Origin of the sequence: Sphingomonas sp. Root710 (assembly GCF_001429065.1) — a bacterium.
In the GTDB taxonomy this organism is placed as follows: domain Bacteria; phylum Pseudomonadota; class Alphaproteobacteria; order Sphingomonadales; family Sphingomonadaceae; genus Rhizorhabdus.
Window position 1 is genome coordinate 819,366 of the sequence record NZ_LMIB01000012.1, and the last position, 15,282, is coordinate 834,647.

12 protein-coding genes and 1 tRNA gene are annotated in these 15,282 nt (G+C 60.7%); 6 read left to right on the top strand and 7 right to left on the bottom strand.

The window, feature by feature from the left end; translation table 11 throughout:
- Positions 1 to 10: 10 nt before the first annotated feature.
- The 7 genes from ASE00_RS13805 to ASE00_RS13835 form a co-directional block, all read right to left on the bottom strand.
- A tRNA-Val gene (locus ASE00_RS13805) sits at positions 11 to 86 on the bottom strand.
- A gap of 290 nt (positions 87 to 376) precedes the next feature.
- Positions 377 to 2,803 carry a conjugal transfer protein TrbE gene (gene trbE / locus ASE00_RS13810; RefSeq protein ID WP_056381145.1) on the bottom strand — a complete coding sequence of 809 codons (2,427 nt, stop codon included), beginning with the start codon at positions 2,801 to 2,803 and terminating at the stop codon, positions 377 to 379.
- A gap of 10 nt (positions 2,804 to 2,813) precedes the next feature.
- Positions 2,814 to 3,077: a VirB3 family type IV secretion system protein gene (locus tag ASE00_RS13815; RefSeq protein ID WP_056381146.1), complete on the bottom strand. Its 264-nt coding sequence runs from the start codon at positions 3,075 to 3,077 to the stop codon at positions 2,814 to 2,816.
- A complete protein-coding gene (locus ASE00_RS13820) occupies positions 3,074 to 3,409 on the bottom strand; it encodes a TrbC/VirB2 family protein (protein WP_056381149.1) in 336 nt (111 codons plus the stop codon). The genes ASE00_RS13815 and ASE00_RS13820 overlap by 4 nt, the downstream gene beginning before the upstream one ends.
- A gap of 2 nt (positions 3,410 to 3,411) precedes the next feature.
- A complete protein-coding gene (trbB, locus tag ASE00_RS13825; protein WP_056381151.1) occupies positions 3,412 to 4,410 on the bottom strand; it encodes a P-type conjugative transfer ATPase TrbB in 999 nt (332 codons plus the stop codon).
- Positions 4,407 to 4,805 carry a hypothetical protein gene (locus tag ASE00_RS13830; protein ID WP_056381153.1) on the bottom strand — a complete coding sequence of 133 codons (399 nt, stop codon included), beginning with the start codon at positions 4,803 to 4,805 and terminating at the stop codon, positions 4,407 to 4,409. The genes trbB and ASE00_RS13830 overlap by 4 nt, the downstream gene beginning before the upstream one ends.
- A gap of 2 nt (positions 4,806 to 4,807) precedes the next feature.
- Positions 4,808 to 6,853 carry a conjugal transfer protein TraG gene (locus ASE00_RS13835; RefSeq protein ID WP_056381693.1) on the bottom strand — a complete coding sequence of 682 codons (2,046 nt, stop codon included), beginning with the start codon at positions 6,851 to 6,853 and terminating at the stop codon, positions 4,808 to 4,810.
- 341 nt (positions 6,854 to 7,194) lie between these two features.
- Here ASE00_RS13835 and ASE00_RS23870 point away from each other — a divergent pair, with 341 nt between their 5' ends.
- The 6 genes from ASE00_RS23870 (at position 7,195) to ASE00_RS13865 (ending at position 14,975) form a co-directional block, all read left to right on the top strand.
- Positions 7,195 to 7,590: a hypothetical protein gene (locus ASE00_RS23870; RefSeq protein ID WP_056381156.1), complete on the top strand. Its 396-nt coding sequence runs from the start codon at positions 7,195 to 7,197 to the stop codon at positions 7,588 to 7,590.
- Between the two features lie 408 nt (positions 7,591 to 7,998).
- Positions 7,999 to 8,706, top strand: coding sequence for a DUF4402 domain-containing protein (locus ASE00_RS13845; protein WP_056381158.1), 708 nt, complete (start codon positions 7,999 to 8,001; stop codon positions 8,704 to 8,706).
- A gap of 209 nt (positions 8,707 to 8,915) precedes the next feature.
- Positions 8,916 to 9,824: a cistern family PEP-CTERM protein gene (locus ASE00_RS13850; protein WP_162256455.1), complete on the top strand. Its 909-nt coding sequence runs from the start codon at positions 8,916 to 8,918 to the stop codon at positions 9,822 to 9,824.
- A gap of 251 nt (positions 9,825 to 10,075) precedes the next feature.
- Positions 10,076 to 10,825: a class I SAM-dependent methyltransferase gene (locus tag ASE00_RS23015; protein ID WP_082594684.1), complete on the top strand. Its 750-nt coding sequence runs from the start codon at positions 10,076 to 10,078 to the stop codon at positions 10,823 to 10,825.
- 32 nt (positions 10,826 to 10,857) lie between these two features.
- Positions 10,858 to 12,813 (top strand): asparagine synthase (glutamine-hydrolyzing), encoded by a 1,956-nt coding sequence (gene asnB / locus ASE00_RS13860; RefSeq protein ID WP_082594685.1) that lies wholly within the window; start codon positions 10,858 to 10,860, stop codon positions 12,811 to 12,813.
- Between the two features lie 437 nt (positions 12,814 to 13,250).
- Entirely contained in the window at positions 13,251 to 14,975 is a 1,725-nt protein-coding gene (locus ASE00_RS13865) for an ABC transporter ATP-binding protein (protein WP_200957926.1), read from the top strand.
- Positions 14,976 to 15,282: the final 307 nt, after the last annotated feature.

Sequence of the window (15,282 nt, forward strand, 5' to 3'; positions counted from 1 at the left end):
CCGTATCCAATGGTGGGCGCTGACGGGCTCGAACCGCCGACCCTCTCGGTGTAAACGAGATGCTCTACCAACTGAGCTAAGCGCCCTCGCCTTTTCCCTAGCGGCTCGCGCGCCGGTTGCAAGAAGTGTCTGTCTCACCGGCTCTTGGGCAAATCGTCTCAGCTTCCACGCCCCGAAGGTCAATTCGAAGATGCCAACGATGTCACACAGCCCTTACGGGCCGCAGCGCCGCACAGGCCACCGGCCCGCGCAGAACTCGCAACATTACGTCCAGACCTAATCTCGCTACATCCGTTGAACTCTTCCGACTCAGCCGGCCACAAAAAGCGCGCGTCTCCAATGCAGTCTGATTGCAACCGAAAGTGGCCAATCACGATTAGTGTCCCCGATAGCTCGTCAGCAGGTCGGCGGCCCAGCCAAGATTCATGGAGTGCAGGTAATGCGTCGCGAAGTCTCGCGTGCCGTGGTGAGCGAGGATGGTCTCGATCCGACGCTGGCTCGCCGGATCGGAGGCACCGCAGAGCGCAAGCGCGATCGGTCCGAGCGCCAGCTCGAACAGGCGGTTCCCGCGCGCGGATTGCAAGTAATAGTGACGCTTGGGCGTAGCCCGGCTGACCAGCTCGATTTGGCGGGCGTTGAGGCCGAAGCGAGCATAGGCTTCCCGGCCCTGCGGCTCGATCGCACGATCGTTGGGCAGGAGAATGCGCTGCGGGCAGCTCTCGATGATGGCTGGCGCGATGCTGCTGCCGGCGATGTCGGCTAGGCTCTGCGTCGCGAACAGGACCGCGACGTTCTTCTTGCGCAGGGTCTTCAGCCACTCGCGGATGCGTGCGGCGAAGAGCGGATGATCGAGGAAGATCCAGGCCTCGTCGAGGATCAGCAATGTCGGCCGGCCATCGAACCGTTCTTCGAGGCGGTGGAACAGATAGGTGAGGACCGGCGCCACGACGCTCGCCTGTCCGAGCAGCGCCTCGGTCTCGAAGCATTGGACGTCGGCGAACGCCAGACCGCTCTCGCTCGCGTCGAGAAGCCGGCCGTGCGGGCCGTCGAGCGTGTAAGGCTGGATCGCGGTGCGCAGCGCATGGGACTGGAGCAGCAGGGCCAGCCCCGTCATCGTCCGCTCGGCGGGCGGTGCCGACGCCAGACTCCCGAGCGCAGACCATATTGCGTCCTTCACCTCGGGCGTTACGGTGACCCGCTCGGCATTGAGCAGCGCGGCAATCCACTCCGCCGCCCAGCTCCGCTCGGTCGGGTCGTCGATCCGGAGCAGCGGCTGAAAGGCGAGCGCTCCGTCCGATCCGGTATCCGCGCCGAGCGCGTGATGGGCGCCGCCCATCGCAAGCACTGCGGCTCGCGCCGAGAAGCCCTTGTCGAAGATGTAGACCTGAGCATCGGGGTAGCGGCGGAACTGCAGCGCGATCAGGGCCAGCAGCACCGATTTGCCGGCCCCGGTCGGTCCGACGACCATCATGTGGCCGACGTCATCTACATGCGTCGATAACCGAAATGGCGTTGATCCGCTGGTCTGGGCCACAAGCAAGGGTGGCCCCTCGAGATGACCGTTCGCGATCGGACCCGCCCAGACCGACGACAGCGGCATGAGATGGGCCAGGTTGAGCGTGTGGACGATCGGCTGCCGGACATTGGCGTAGACGTGCCCGGGAACCGATGACAGCCACGCCTCGACCGCGTTCACGCCCTCGCGAATGGTCGTGAAGCCGAGACCACCGACGATCCGCTCGACCTGCCGGATCTTGGCGTCGACCGCTGCGCGATCCTCGTCGGCGACCGTGATCGTCGTCGTCAGATAGCCGAAGGAGACGTGATCACCGCCGAGCGCCTGGAGAGCGAGATCGGCGTCGGCGACCTTGTTGTCGGCATCGCTGTCGAGTAGCTGGACGGGCTGGTTGTACAGCACCTCGCGAAGCAGCGCGGTGATCGACTTGCGCTTGTTGAACCACTGGCGGCGCAGCTTCGTGAGGAGCTTGGTCGCGTCGGTCTTGTCGAGCGCGATGAAGCGCGTGACCCAGCGATAGGCGAAATCCGCCTCGTTGAGCACATCGAGGATTCCGGGCCGGCTAACGTTCGGGAAGCCGACGACGGTCAACGTGCGAAGGTGCCGAGCCCCAAGCATCGGCTCGAGGCCGCCGACGAGCGGCGTGTCCGCCAGCAGCGCGTCGAGGTACATCGGCGTCTCGGGCACCGCGACCGGGTGGTGCCGGCTCGAGACCGCGCCATGAAGGTAGGTCAGCACCTCGGCTGAGGAGAGCGCCCGCACCTCAGGCATGAACGCTGCGAACAGATCGAGCGCGCGATCGGTCTCGGCGATGAAGGTCGCCAAGGCGGCGCGCCAGTCGCGCCCTTCCACCGCATCAGGCCGATCGACAAGCGAGCGCCTGGCGGCGTCCGCGCCGTCTGCGACAGGAAGCCAGACGAGCGTCAGATGGTAGCGGCTCTCGAAATGGCCGCCTTCGGCCTCGAAGCCCGCCCGCCGCTCCCCATCGACGAGCCAGGACGCGGGATCGGGAAAGTTGGCCACCGGATAGCCGAGTGCGTCGCGTCGCTCGGCACCGAAGAACAGCGCCCAGCCGGAACCGAACCGCTTGAGGACATTGTTCGCCCGCGCGCAGGCAGACACGAGCTCGGCCTCGGTTGCGCTCTCGAGATCGGGGCCGCGAAACAAGAGCGTCCTTTGAAAGCTGCCGTCCTTGTTGAGGATGACGCCTTCATCGACCAGTGCCGCCCACGGCAGGTGGTCGGCGAGGCGGTCGGCACTCCGGCGATATTCACCCAGCCGCATCATGATGAATGCCTCAGCATGCGAGATAGCCCTTCTGTCGGAGATGACGGATCAGAACGAGCGCGAAGGACGGGTCGCGACGGGTCGCGAACACCGCGATGCTGTGCCCGACGGCCCAGACGACGATCCCCGCGATCCATTGCTGAAGACCCAGACCAATCGCAGCCGCCAGCGTCCCGTTGACGATCGCGAGGCCGCGCGGTGCTCCGCCGAGGAGGATCGCGCTTCCGAGGCTCGCGTGGATGGGGACCTCGAAGCCTTCGATATGCTCGCTCACGCGATCAGCGCTCCGCCGCCGAAACTGAAGAAGCTCAGGAAGAAGCTCGACGCCGCGAACGCGATCGAGAGGCCGAAGATGATCTGGATCAGGCGCCGAAAGCCGCCGGCCGTCTCACCGAACGCGAGGGTCAGGCCGGTGACGATGATGATGATCACCGCGACGATCTTGGCAACCGGTCCCTGCACGGAATCGAGGACTTGCTGGAGCGGCTCTTCCCACGGCATGCCGGTGCCGGCGGCGTGCGCCTTGCTGGCGAGAGCCAGTCCAAGGCCGATCACGGCTCCGGCGAGGAACGTGGTGCGGCGGCCGGGAATCAGATGAGCAGTCATGATCAATCTCCTTGCTTGGGTGGGACGAGAAGTTCGGTGAGGGTGTAGGCGCCGGCGTCCGGGTCGAGCGGGCCGACGCGGGAGATGCTGGCGATCCGGCGTTGCGTGCCGCGGCCGGCGATGAAGACGACGATGTCGATGGCCTCGGCGATCAGCCGGCGCGGCACGGTGACCACCGCTTCCTGCACCAGCTGCTCGATCCGGTAGAGCGCGGCGGCCGCGCTGTTGGCGTGGACGGTGGCGATTCCGCCTGGGTGGCCGGTGTTCCAGGCCTTGAGCATGTCGAGCGCCTCGGGACCGCGGACTTCGCCGACGATGATGCGGTCGGGGCGCAGGCGCATCGTCGAACGCACCAGATCAGTCATCGTCGCGACGCCGGGCCGCGTGCGCAGGGCGACGCTATCGGGCAGCGGGCACTGTAACTCGCGCGTGTCCTCGATCAGGATCACGCGAGCATCGAGCGCTGATGATTCTGAGCCCATCTCCGCCAGCAGTGCGTTGGCGAGCGTGGTCTTGCCCGAGCTCGTGCCGCCGGCGACCAGGATGTTGAAGCGTTGGGTGACGGCGGCACGCAGGGCATCCGCCGTCGCCGCGGTCATGATCCCGTCCGCGACATAGTCGTCCAGCGTGTGGAGCCGTTCGGCCGGCTTGCGGATCGAGAAGCAGGGCGCCGGCGATACCGGAGGTAGGACACCCTCGAATCGCTCCCCGGCTCGGCCCTCGGCATGCGGCGGCAGCTCGGCCGACACGATCGGCGAGCCGTCATGGACCTCGGTGCGCGCATGGCTGGCGACGAGGCGAATAATCCGTTCGACCTGGTCCCGATCGAGCCGGATGCCCGTGTCCGTGCGTCCTTCGCCGAGGCGATCGAGCCGCAGCGCGCCGTCCGGGTTGACCATGATCTCCACGACCTGCGCGTCGGCGAGCGCCAACGCGATGTCCGGCCCCATCGCCGTGCGCAGCATCGCGCGGCGCCGCTCCCGGGCGAGCGCGCCGTTCATCGGTCCTGCTCCGCACCAATCGTACGCTTGCCCGCCGCGACCTGACGGCCAACCTGGGTGACGAACGCCTCGAACCGCTTGGCAGCCATCGCGCGCCCGGCCTGATCGCCGTCGGCGAGCGGTGCCTGGATCGAAAGCTCGAACCGGATGAAGAGCGCGAGCGTCTCGAGGAGGACATGGCTATCGCGCTCGATGCGCGACAACGCACCTGTCATGCGATCGAGCCGCAGGCCGAACCGATCGTCGAGTTCGGACGAACCGCGGCGATTGAGCCACACCGTCAGCGCATCGGCGAGGATGGCGGACTTCGTCGCACCAGGCTTCGCGGCGAGCGCTTCCAGCCGATCGCTAAGCGGCTTGGGCAAGAACAGCTGATGGCGAACCTTGTCGACCATGGTCAGAAGTCCAACTGGAGATCGTCGGGACGAGCCGACGCGGAATCGATGGCGTAGGCGGCGCGGGAAGCCGCCGCCGAACGGGTCTGGTCCATCACCCGCTTGTCGCTGGCGGCATCGGCATCATCATCGCCGAGACCGAGGACATCGGCGGGAGCGAGGTCCGCCGGCACCGGTGGTTCGGGCTCGTGCGCGGGATGGCGGATATGCTCCGGGCCGCCGCTGCTGTCCGGATCGCGGCCTTGGACTTCGACGTCGCCGAGCCGGGAGTCGGTGCCACGCACATGGTCGCGCCAGTCGTCAGTGCGCGCCTTGGGAAGATCCGCGTAACCGTCGGCTGCCAGTGCTGGAGCCGGCAGAACGCGGGCCTTAAAGGTCCGGTCCTCATAGTAGCGCAGCTTCTTCGCACGCACCGGCGCATACCCCGCGACAAGGACCAACTCGTCCACCGGCGGCAACTGCATGACCTCGCCGGGCGTCAGCAGTGCGCGCGCCGTCTCCTGCCGGCTGACCATGACATGGGCGAGCCAGGGTGCGAGCCGGTGGCCGGCATAGTTGCGCATCGCGCGCTGCTCGGTGGCCGTGCCCAGCGCGTCCGAGATGCGCTTGGCAGTGCGCTCGTCATTGGTCGCGAAGGCGACGCGGACATGGCAGTTGTCGAGGATCGCGTTGTGCTCGCCATAGGCCTTCTCGATCTGATTGAGGCTCTGGGCGATCAGGAAGGCACGCACCCCGTAGCCCGCGAGAAAGGCCAGGCTGGTCTCGAAGAAATCGAGGCGCCCGAGTGCCGGAAACTCGTCCAGCATCATCAGCAGGCGATGGCGACCCGGCTTGGCGCTTTGATTGGGGTTTGGGGCGTGGAGATGTTCGGTGAGGCGACGTCCAATCTGGTTGAGAATCAGTCGGATCAGCGGCTTCGTGCGGCTGATGTCGGAGGGCGGTACCACGAGGTAGAGCGACAGGGGATGGTCGCCCTCGACCAAGTCGGCGATGCGCCAGTCGGATGCGGCGGTCACCGCCGCGACGGTCGGATCGCGGTAGAGGCCGAGGAACGACATCGCCGTGGAGAGCACGCCCGAACGCTCGTTCTCGCTCTTGTTGAGCAGCTCGCGCGCTGCCGATGCAACGACCGGATGGACTGTCGGCGCGTCGGTCGTCCCGAGATGGTTGGTCGTCATCATGACGCGCAACGTCGCGACGAACGGCCGTTGTGGGTCGGACAGGAAGGTGGCTACACGTGCCAGCGTCTTGTCGGCTTCGGCATAGAGGATGTGCAGGATCGCGCCGACGAGAAGGGAGTGGCTCGTCTTTTCCCAGTGGTTACGCCGGTCCAGCGCCCCCTCCGGATCGACGAGGATGTCGGCAATGTTCTGGACGTCACGCACTTCATCGGCGCCACGACGGACCTCGAGCAGCGGATTGTAACGCGCGGAGCGGGCGTCGGTGGGGTTGAAGAGCAGGCAATGCGAGAAGCGCGCGCGCCAGCCAGCGGTCAGTTGCCAGTTCTCGCCCTTGATATCGTGGATGATGGCCGAGCCCGACCAGCCGAGCAGGGTCGGGACGACGAGACCGACACCCTTGCCGGATCGCGTCGGCGCGAACGCCATGATATGCTCAGGCCCGTCGTGCCGAAGGTAGCGTTCGCTCAGCCGGCCGAGAAAGATGCCGCGATCGCTGAACAGACCTGCCGATGCCGCTTCTCGCGCAGAGGCCCAATGCGCCGAACCGTAGGTGGTGACGTTCCGCCGCTGCCGCGCACGCCAGAGCGAGCCCGCAATCGCGGCGGCGCATCCGATGAAACCACTCGCCCCGGCGATCGCCCCAGCCTGATCGAACACCTGCGGCGCATAGGCATCGAAATGATACCACCATAGGAAGATCGCCCACGGATGGTAGATCGGCACACCACCAATGATCGCCCAAGGCGATCCAAGCTCGGGCTGATGGGCGAGCGCTGCGGCCGCCCATTGCGTCGCGGCCCAGATGCCCGCGAGCACGATGGCGAACACGACAAAGATCTGGCCGATGAGCAGCTTGGTTGGGGTCATGCCGGTCTCCGCCCGCATCAACTGCGGCACCCGCCATCATCGATCCATTCGACGCTTCCGGTCAGACCGGTTCGAGTGTCGCCCCGAACCTTTCTGGGGCCTCTGGCTATTCGCGCGGAAGAAAGCTTGAGTTCCCGCATCTTCTCACGGCCGCAGTACCAACTCGCTGCGCGGAAGCGCCGATCGAGACAAAGTTGGAGCAGTACGCGGCAGCCTGAAGTTGCAGCGCGCGTCCCCACCGGACAGTGCCCACGGATGAAGTAGATGCAGGGGCCTTGTTCGCAATTGCAGTCGGGGGCCGTAACGGCTAAATCTTACGACAAGCCAAGCAGGAGGCCGCTATGAAGAATTTCGATAAGGTCGCTGCTTCGCTTGCGATTGCGATGCTGTGGGTTGCGCCTGTCGCTGCCACCACCGCGAAGCCTGCGGGCACGGCGCTCCGCCCTGCCGCGATCAAGGCGATCGCCAAGAATCTGCGCGCGAGCAAGAAGCTGGTTCGGAAGAATCTTCAGGTCGCCGAGGGGGCCGCTGGCGCGGGAGCCGCCGGTGGCGGCGGCGCAGCCGGGGCGGGCGCAGCCGCGGGTGCAGGCGCTGCGGGCGCTGGTGCGGGTGCAGCAGGCGCTGCAGCTGGTGCCGCTGCGGCGGGCGGGCTTGGCGTGGCAGGCGCGGTTGCGGGCGTTGCCGCGGCGGCCGGTGTCGCAACAGCGGCTTCAAGCGGCGGCGACAGCAACTCATAAGCGCGACGGAGAGTAACCGGGGGCGTAACGGTTACAAGACCGTTCCGCCCTTTATCTAGGCGCGAAAGAGGTGGTCAGTCGGCGGAACTCCTCCGTCCGGTGTGTGCCATGTCATCCTATCCTCGAAATCGTCTGAGCTGCGCTATATCCGGTCTGTTGGGACTGTTCGCGATGCCGGCCATGGCACAGACTTATACTGTCAGAACCATCAACCGCGCACCGCAATTCGGCGACGTCGCCGCATCGCGCTCGGGCGTAACGATATTCCAGAATATTAACGGGAATGTGACCGTCCAGTCAGGCGGAGGTCAACCGATCAGAGGCCCGGTCCGGCAGGGCTTGGTTACCATACGCTGTCAAGGCTCGGGAACTCCGAACAGCTGCAGCGTGGCTGGCAATCATGCACGCGTGATCGTCGGCAGCCTGGGAGCAACGGGCCGCGCTCTACCGATCACCCGGTTCATTGCGAACAGCGGCACCGGCACGATCTTATCGGGCACGACAACTGGTCCAGCGCTCGACTTCCTGCTCACCGGCTGGTCGGGATCGGGCAATCTGAACTTCACGCTTGATGCCGTGCTGCCGGTTTTGGGCGACGACCAAAGCGTCGATAATGCCGGAACCGCCGGATTTTATATCTATGCCGACAAGGACCCCGCATTTCCCTCAAGCGGCCTTTCGGACGTCGCCACGATAGCCGTCCGGCGAGCGATACGCCTCGTGAAGATCCGGAACCTTCGGTTCGGCGCCATCGTCAAAAATCCCGGCGGCGCGGGACAGGTCACGGTTGATGAGAATAGTGACAATAGCCGAGCGGTAGGCGGCACCTACCCGCCAACCGCTCTGCCTAGTCCCACCTTCGGCAGGGGCCTCCTGTCGGTTGCCGGCGAACCGGGGACGAATTTCAACCTCTCATTTTCTCCGGCCAACAGCCTCGCGATGAGCAACGGGACGGATATATTGAATGTGTCGCTGGTGAAGTCGGCATCGGGAAATATCACGCTTCCACTGAGCGGGGAGCTCGAAGTCGGCTTGGGCGGCACGATAAATATCCCGAAAGCCAAACCGACTGGTGACTATGAGGGCGCCGTGCTGGTTTCAGCGGTCTATAATTAGCGTGTTCGCTCGGCTGATGTCGCCTGATGCCGGAAAGGCTTAGCCGAAGCATAATCAAAGCCCCGACATCCCGACGAAACGGTGTAGGTACGGTTACGTTACGGTCTCACCGACCGGCTCGTTAGGACTACCCTGCTATTCATATCCGTGCCTGCCGTGACAATGCGGCGAGTCGCCAGGGGATAGGTTGCGTGATGCGTAGACTGGGCATGGGTTTAGTGCTGCTCTTGACCATGGGATCCACAGCGCCGCTGTCGGCGGCGGAATATTATCCGATGGACTGGAGTGAGGCAGTGACCGTCGACAAAGACGATATCGGCATGAACTTCACCATTGATTTTTCAGGGAAGGCCGGCGGCGATTACACGAACAAGCTGAGTGCGGCAGGCGATTTCACCTTCACCGGCGTCACCAATGCCGGACGCACCTTCAACTTCGATTATTCCCTCACCAACACGTCCTCGCGCACGTCGAGGATTCGAGCGTTCGGGTTCGACACGTCGGGTACCCTGGACAGCCTCAACGCAACGGGCGCATTCACCTGGGAATATAAAGATGTCGCGTTCCCCGAGCAGGTCGGCACGATGGACGCCTGTTTCGCCGCCGGCAGTGGCTGCACCAATCACGCGTCTGGCGGCGTCACCCGAAACAACACAGGCAGCGGCTCCTTCGCCCTCACATTCGCAACGGCGATGGAGAGCGTCGATCTCGAACGCTTCTCCTTGAAGTTTGTCGGTCTCAGCCAGAATATCAATGGCCAGAACTGGGGCGTCGGCCTCGGCTCGATAGGCGCGATTACCGCCGGCGCCGGGCCGGGCGATCCGATCACCGCGCCCGAGCCAGCGACATGGCTGATGATGATCCTCGGTTTTGGCCTGATCGGATATCGCCAGCGCAAGCAGGATGACATCCGGGGGCAGTTCTCCTTTCTAACACGCGCCAGCCTTCACATCCGGCGAGGTGAACGAGCTCGGACCAAGGATTGGGGTACCCACACACTTGGGGACAGAAGGGGCGGTATCGTTGGCCATGAGCCAACCGCGGGGCGGACTGAGCAAGACGCCGCCACCGGCGCTAGATTGCGCGGCCTGCTTCCGTTACAGCCACGCGGGGGGTGATCGCGTTCCTACCCGCTCACCTGAAATGAGACCCATTTGAGTAGATGATCTGCCCCCACCGATTAGAGTCTTATTGGATTAAGCCCATCGCCGCCATATCCGGGTGGAGGCGGAGCGGAGCGGAACCGGAGGCCAGATATAGCATAAGTTATAATACGATCGAACTACATATTTACCCTGGTGAGTTTTTAGATCACTTGAGGAGCGGCATGTAATGATTGCGAATCAATATTCTTTATTCGAACTCAACCATGTTTAATATCGATTTTCTAAAAAAATTAAGGATGCGCGAGCTCGATCTCGTCCGATGTGAACTCCGGCCTCGAGCACGAATTTTAGAGTTCGGAGCTGGTACAGGCATACAAGCGCTGGCCCTGCAGCAGATGGGATACGACGTTGTCGCTATAGATTTAGCATCGTCTTCCTATTCTCCAGATAGAGTTTTTCCAGTTATTAATTATGACGGCTACAACCTACCTTTCGATGATAAGGCATTTGATATAATTTTTTCTTCCAACGTATTAGAACATGTAAGCGATGTTCCATACCTTCTATCAGAATTTAAACGTTTACTGTCGCCTGGTGGTTACTGCGTACATTTAATGCCCTCTGTCACATGGCGGGCTTGGACGTTTATTTCTGGAGTTCCGACAGCTGCAGTTGGTAGTTGGAAGATGCTAAACGAGTTGATTGCCCCCCCCTCCATCGGACGAGGTCCCGCGCTAAGGCAGAATTTGAAAACTATTATCGGGGGTCTTCTACCTTTAGGCCACGGCACATCTATGGAAGGAATGTCTGAGCTATGGACCTTTTCCGCTCGCGCCTGGCGCGGCATCTTCAGCAAGGCTGGTTTCACAGTCGAAAAGGTACGTCCGATAGGCATATTCCACACCGGCCACATGCTCGCTGGTGCTCGATTATCACTCAACTATCGCGAGCATCTCAGCCGCTACCTGGGTAGTGCCGCGACGGCATTCATCGTCCGACCGACGCCAACATAATTCGCTCGAGGCGACCAGCCAGGATTCTTGAAATGTGCGGAATTGCAGGTTTAATAACTGCCGCTCCAATGACGGACGCAGCACCCCTGATCGCAAGCATGACTGCCACACTGCAAAGCCGCGGGCCTGACGCCCAAGGCATCTGGGTTCATAAAGATGATCTCGTCGCTTTTGGTCATAGACGGCTTGCAGTTCTCGATCTGTCCGAAACCGGCCATCAGCCTATGCATTCTGCATCAGGGCGCTTCACTATAGCGTTCAATGGCGAAATCTATAATCACGGGGATATAAAGTTAGAACTTGGGGCGAGGGGCGTTGCGCCCATTTGGCGCGGCCACTCCGATACTGAAGTACTCTTGGCAGCCATTGAATATTGGGGATTGGAAGCGGCCCTTCATAGGGTAGTTGGCATGTTCGCACTAAGCCTGTGGGACCACGCGACGCAGCAACTACATCTCGCGAGGGACCGCTTCGGTGAAAAGCCGCTTTACTATGGATGGGCTGGGACTAATTTTTTCTTTGCTTCTGAATTAAAAGCGATTTCCGTTGTTCCGGATTTCGCGCGGGTTATTGATCGCGATGCCCTCGCCATGTTCATGCGATTTTTGATGATCCCAGCGCCACATAGTATCTTTAGAGGAATCTATAAGCTCGAACCAGGTTGCTTGCTTACGCTGAACGGCGCTGCGCCTGAGCAACCGCCACGGGCGGCTCCTGTCGCGGGCATGAACCATGAAACGATGACGATTCGGCGCTGGTGGTCCGTTGCTGAACAGTTTGCTGCTGGTCTCAGCGAGCCTTTCCAAGAAGAGGATGAGGCATTACGAATACTGCAAATTAAGCTTGAGAAGGCAGTGGCTATCCAAGCGCGCGCCGATGTGCCGCTTGGCGTGTTTTTGAGTGGGGGCGTAGACTCTTCGCTCATCGCAGCTCTAATTCAGAAGCACTCCAGCCAACGAATCCGAAGCTTTACGCTAGGATCAGAAGATCGCGCCTACGACGAACGGGCTCATGCCCGCGCCGTAGCCGAACATCTTGGCACTGACCATTCCGAACTTCTTGTGACCGATGCGGACGCACAGGCCGTAATACCCATGCTCGCTACCATATATGATGAGCCGTTTGCCGACCCATCTCAAATTCCAACTCATCTCATCAGCCGAGCGGCTCGACAACATGTCACGGTAGCGCTCTCAGGGGACGGAGGAGACGAACTGTTTGGCGGCTACAATCGCTACCTGCACGGACCGTCTATTTGGAGCAAAGCTTCGTTGATACCTCTTGAGCTGCGACGTATCATAGCAAATGCAGCGGCCCGCGTGCCGAGCGGAGCATGGGACCGCCTGCTGGCCGGCATCGACGCGCGCAACACGGGAGATAAAGTTCATAAGTTGGCGAACGCTATCGCTCGGTCCCGTACGTTTGACGAATTCTACAACCATCTAGTTGGAGAATGGCCCATCCGGGACTTAGTGCTCGGCCAGACAGGCCGAATCAATTACCATATCACGATGCCAGAGTGCGACAATGCCGCGCGAATGATGTTAGCCGATGCCATGCGCTATCTGCCTGACGACATTCTTTGCAAGGTAGACCGCGCCGCCATGTCGGTCGGCCTTGAGACGCGCGCGCCGTTCCTAGATCATCGTGTGGCAGAAACGGCTTGGCATTTGCCGATGCAAATGAGGATCCGCGATGGAAAAGGCAAATGGGCATTAAGACAAATTCTCTATCGCCACGTACCCAAGGCGTTAATCGAGCGCCCCAAGACGGGATTTGCGATTCCAATCGGAGAATGGTTGCGCGGGTCACTGCGCGACTGGGCTGAAGCATTGCTTGACGAGCACCGCATACGAACCGAGGGATATTTTCGGCCCGAGCCTATTCGCGCCGCGTGGACTGCTCATCTGACAGGGCGGCGCAATCTCGTGCGAGGGTTGTGGCCTGTCTTGATGTTCCAGATGTGGCACGATCGTTGGCTATCGTGATAATGAGTGGATCCTGCCTCCCCCCGCAGCATAACCTCGGACGCCACCGCCTATTTCGGTCGCCGCCTCGAAACTTTGTTTAAGGAGCTTGTAGATCCTCGCAGGATACCTAAACGATATCATAGCTCTACCAAGCGCGAGGTAGCCATGGTCCTATTTGACCCCCGAAAGAATGCAAAAACGACATTAAGCAAATGCCAGAGGGCGCCTATCGCATTCTTAGGTCGGATCGCTCGCGAGGCCGCCATAATGAGCACCGTGCGCCGGCTGCCCGCCGCCGCCCCGCTCGCATGCCCATGGATAACTCACCGGAGATGACTTGCCCTACCGCAAACGCCCCCCTCGGGCATGCGAAATCAGAGCCTCGGAGCATCGTTGCAAAGTTTATCGATCTCCTAACAGCCCAAGAGCGACGGCGCGGCGTTTTTCTCTTGGGCATGGCCGCTATCATGGCTCTGTTCGAAACGCTGGGGGTGGCGTCGATCATGCCGTTTCTGGCTGTGTTAAGCGACCCTACGCTGGTTGACTCCAATGCTCAACTAGCAACCATCTACGGCTATTTGGGCAGACCGCCGAAAAGCGAGTTTCTCGTCCAATTGGGCGCCGTTTCCTTTATGGTGGTTTTGGTTTCTGCCAGCTTTCGAATTGTGACGAATTATTTTTTAAACGAATACACCGAGATGATGCGTCACAGTCTAAGCCACCGCCTTCTTGATACTTATCTACGGCAACCGTATGAGTTTTTCACTAGAAACAATAGTTCAGATCTCGCGAAAAGTATACTTTCTGAGGTTGACCAGGTAACTCAGAATTTCATTCGCCCATTAATACAGTTAGTATCATATAGCGTAGTGGGATTATGCATACTTGCATTTTTATTTTCTCTTAATTTCAAAGTTGCCATCAGTGCTCTTGTCGTCATAGGGGGGTCCTATGCGGGCATATTTCTCTCTGTTAAGCGGGTTTTGACCCGTGTCGGCCGTGAGCGCCTGGCCGCCAACCGTGAGCGTTACTCGGCAGCCAGCGAGGCGCTTGGGGGCATAAAGGCAATTAAATTACTAGGACGCGAAGATGCCTATTTAAGTCGGTTCCGGACACCCTCAATCCGCCAGTCAAAAACCCAGGCGATTAATACCACGATAGCGCAATTACCGAAATTCCTTATCGAAGCGATCGGGTTTGGTGGCGTTGTTGCCTTGGCGCTGGTCTTACTGATCATGAACGGCGGCACGTCCCCCGCAAGCTTGGGGCAGGTGCTTCCGATGCTAGGGGCCTATGCCTTCGCTGGCCTGAGACTGCTGCCTGCGGCGCAGAATATCTACGGTTCCGTTGCGAACATGCGCTTTGGAGTTGCCGCGGTCGACGAGGTTCATGCCGACATTCTCTGTCGTCGGCGACTCGCCGAGAACCCTAAGGCCATAGCACCGAAAATTGCTCTGACAAATCTGATCACGCTCGACAATATTAGCTATCGCTATCCAGAGGCGGCGCGAAATGCATTGGCGGATGTCAGCCTAGCAATCCCGAAAGGATCTAAAATCGGCCTCGTTGGCGGCACAGGAAGCGGAAAGACGACACTAGTAGATATACTCCTGGGCTTGCTGCAGCCTTCAAGTGGACACGTTTTAGTCGATGGCGTTCCAATTTCAGCCGAAAATTGTCAAGAATGGCAGAAAATTCTTGGCTATGTGCAGCAGGATGCCTTCCTCGCTGACGGCAGCTTCATTAATAATATTGCGTTAGGCGTTCCGCCAAATGAAATAGATCAGGCCCACGCAATACGTTGCGCAAAGTTAGCCGCTTTAGACGCGCTTGTGACGGATGGTATGCACACCTTGGTCGGCGAGCGCGGAATTCGCCTTTCTGGTGGCGAGCGTCAGCGGATCGGCATTGCACGGGCTCTATATCGCGAACCAAAAGTCCTTATTCTTGACGAAGCAACCAGCGCTCTCGATAGTCAAACCGAGCAAGTGGTGATGGAGGGCATTTATAACTTTGGGCATTCGATAACCGCTGTCATCATCGCGCATCGTTTGTCCACTATTCGCGGCTGCGACAGGATATACATGTTGGAGGAGGGTCGCATCTGCGCACAAGGAAAATATGAGGAGTTGATGGAAACTAGTCCACAATTTCGTCGCTTGGCACAGCATGTCCAATAATCGCCGTTCTTTGCCAGAAGTGTAGCGAATTTCGACTGTTCAAGAGGACCGAGTAGATGACTGGGAGCGACGCATTAGCCAATCGCCAGCTGCGAACGCATCTTCCGGCCACGGTACCCTCGTGGTTACGCGCCTGGTGGCACCGCGCTCGCGGTGCGCACCTGGGGGCCGGTGCGATAATTTTTCCTCGTGCACAATTGCTACGCTATCCCAGCAATATTCGTATTGGCGCCGAGGCAATCATCAAGTCAGACACGCATCTGTGTCCTTGCCAGCCGAGTGCTACGCTCTCGGTCGGCGCGCGCAC

Bases quoted from the DNA above. Each gene is read 5' to 3' on its own strand.
- trbE (WP_056381145.1), bottom strand. From the start codon at position 2,803: ATGATGCGGCTGGGTGAATATCGCCGGAGTGCCGACCGCCTCGCCGAC.
- ASE00_RS13820 (WP_056381149.1), bottom strand. From the start codon at position 3,409: ATGACTGCTCATCTGATTCCCGGCCGCCGCACCACGTTCCTCGCCGGA.
- trbB (WP_056381151.1), bottom strand. From the start codon at position 4,410: ATGAACGGCGCGCTCGCCCGGGAGCGGCGCCGCGCGATGCTGCGCACG.
- ASE00_RS13830 (WP_056381153.1), bottom strand. From the start codon at position 4,805: ATGGTCGACAAGGTTCGCCATCAGCTGTTCTTGCCCAAGCCGCTTAGC.
- ASE00_RS13835 (WP_056381693.1), bottom strand. From the start codon at position 6,853: ATGACCCCAACCAAGCTGCTCATCGGCCAGATCTTTGTCGTGTTCGCC.
- ASE00_RS23870 (WP_056381156.1), top strand. From the start codon at position 7,195: ATGAAGAATTTCGATAAGGTCGCTGCTTCGCTTGCGATTGCGATGCTG.
- ASE00_RS13850 (WP_162256455.1), top strand. From the start codon at position 8,916: ATGGGTTTAGTGCTGCTCTTGACCATGGGATCCACAGCGCCGCTGTCG.
- ASE00_RS23015 (WP_082594684.1), top strand. From the start codon at position 10,076: ATGTTTAATATCGATTTTCTAAAAAAATTAAGGATGCGCGAGCTCGAT.
- asnB (WP_082594685.1), top strand. From the start codon at position 10,858: ATGTGCGGAATTGCAGGTTTAATAACTGCCGCTCCAATGACGGACGCA.
- ASE00_RS13865 (WP_200957926.1), top strand. From the start codon at position 13,251: ATGGCCGCTATCATGGCTCTGTTCGAAACGCTGGGGGTGGCGTCGATC.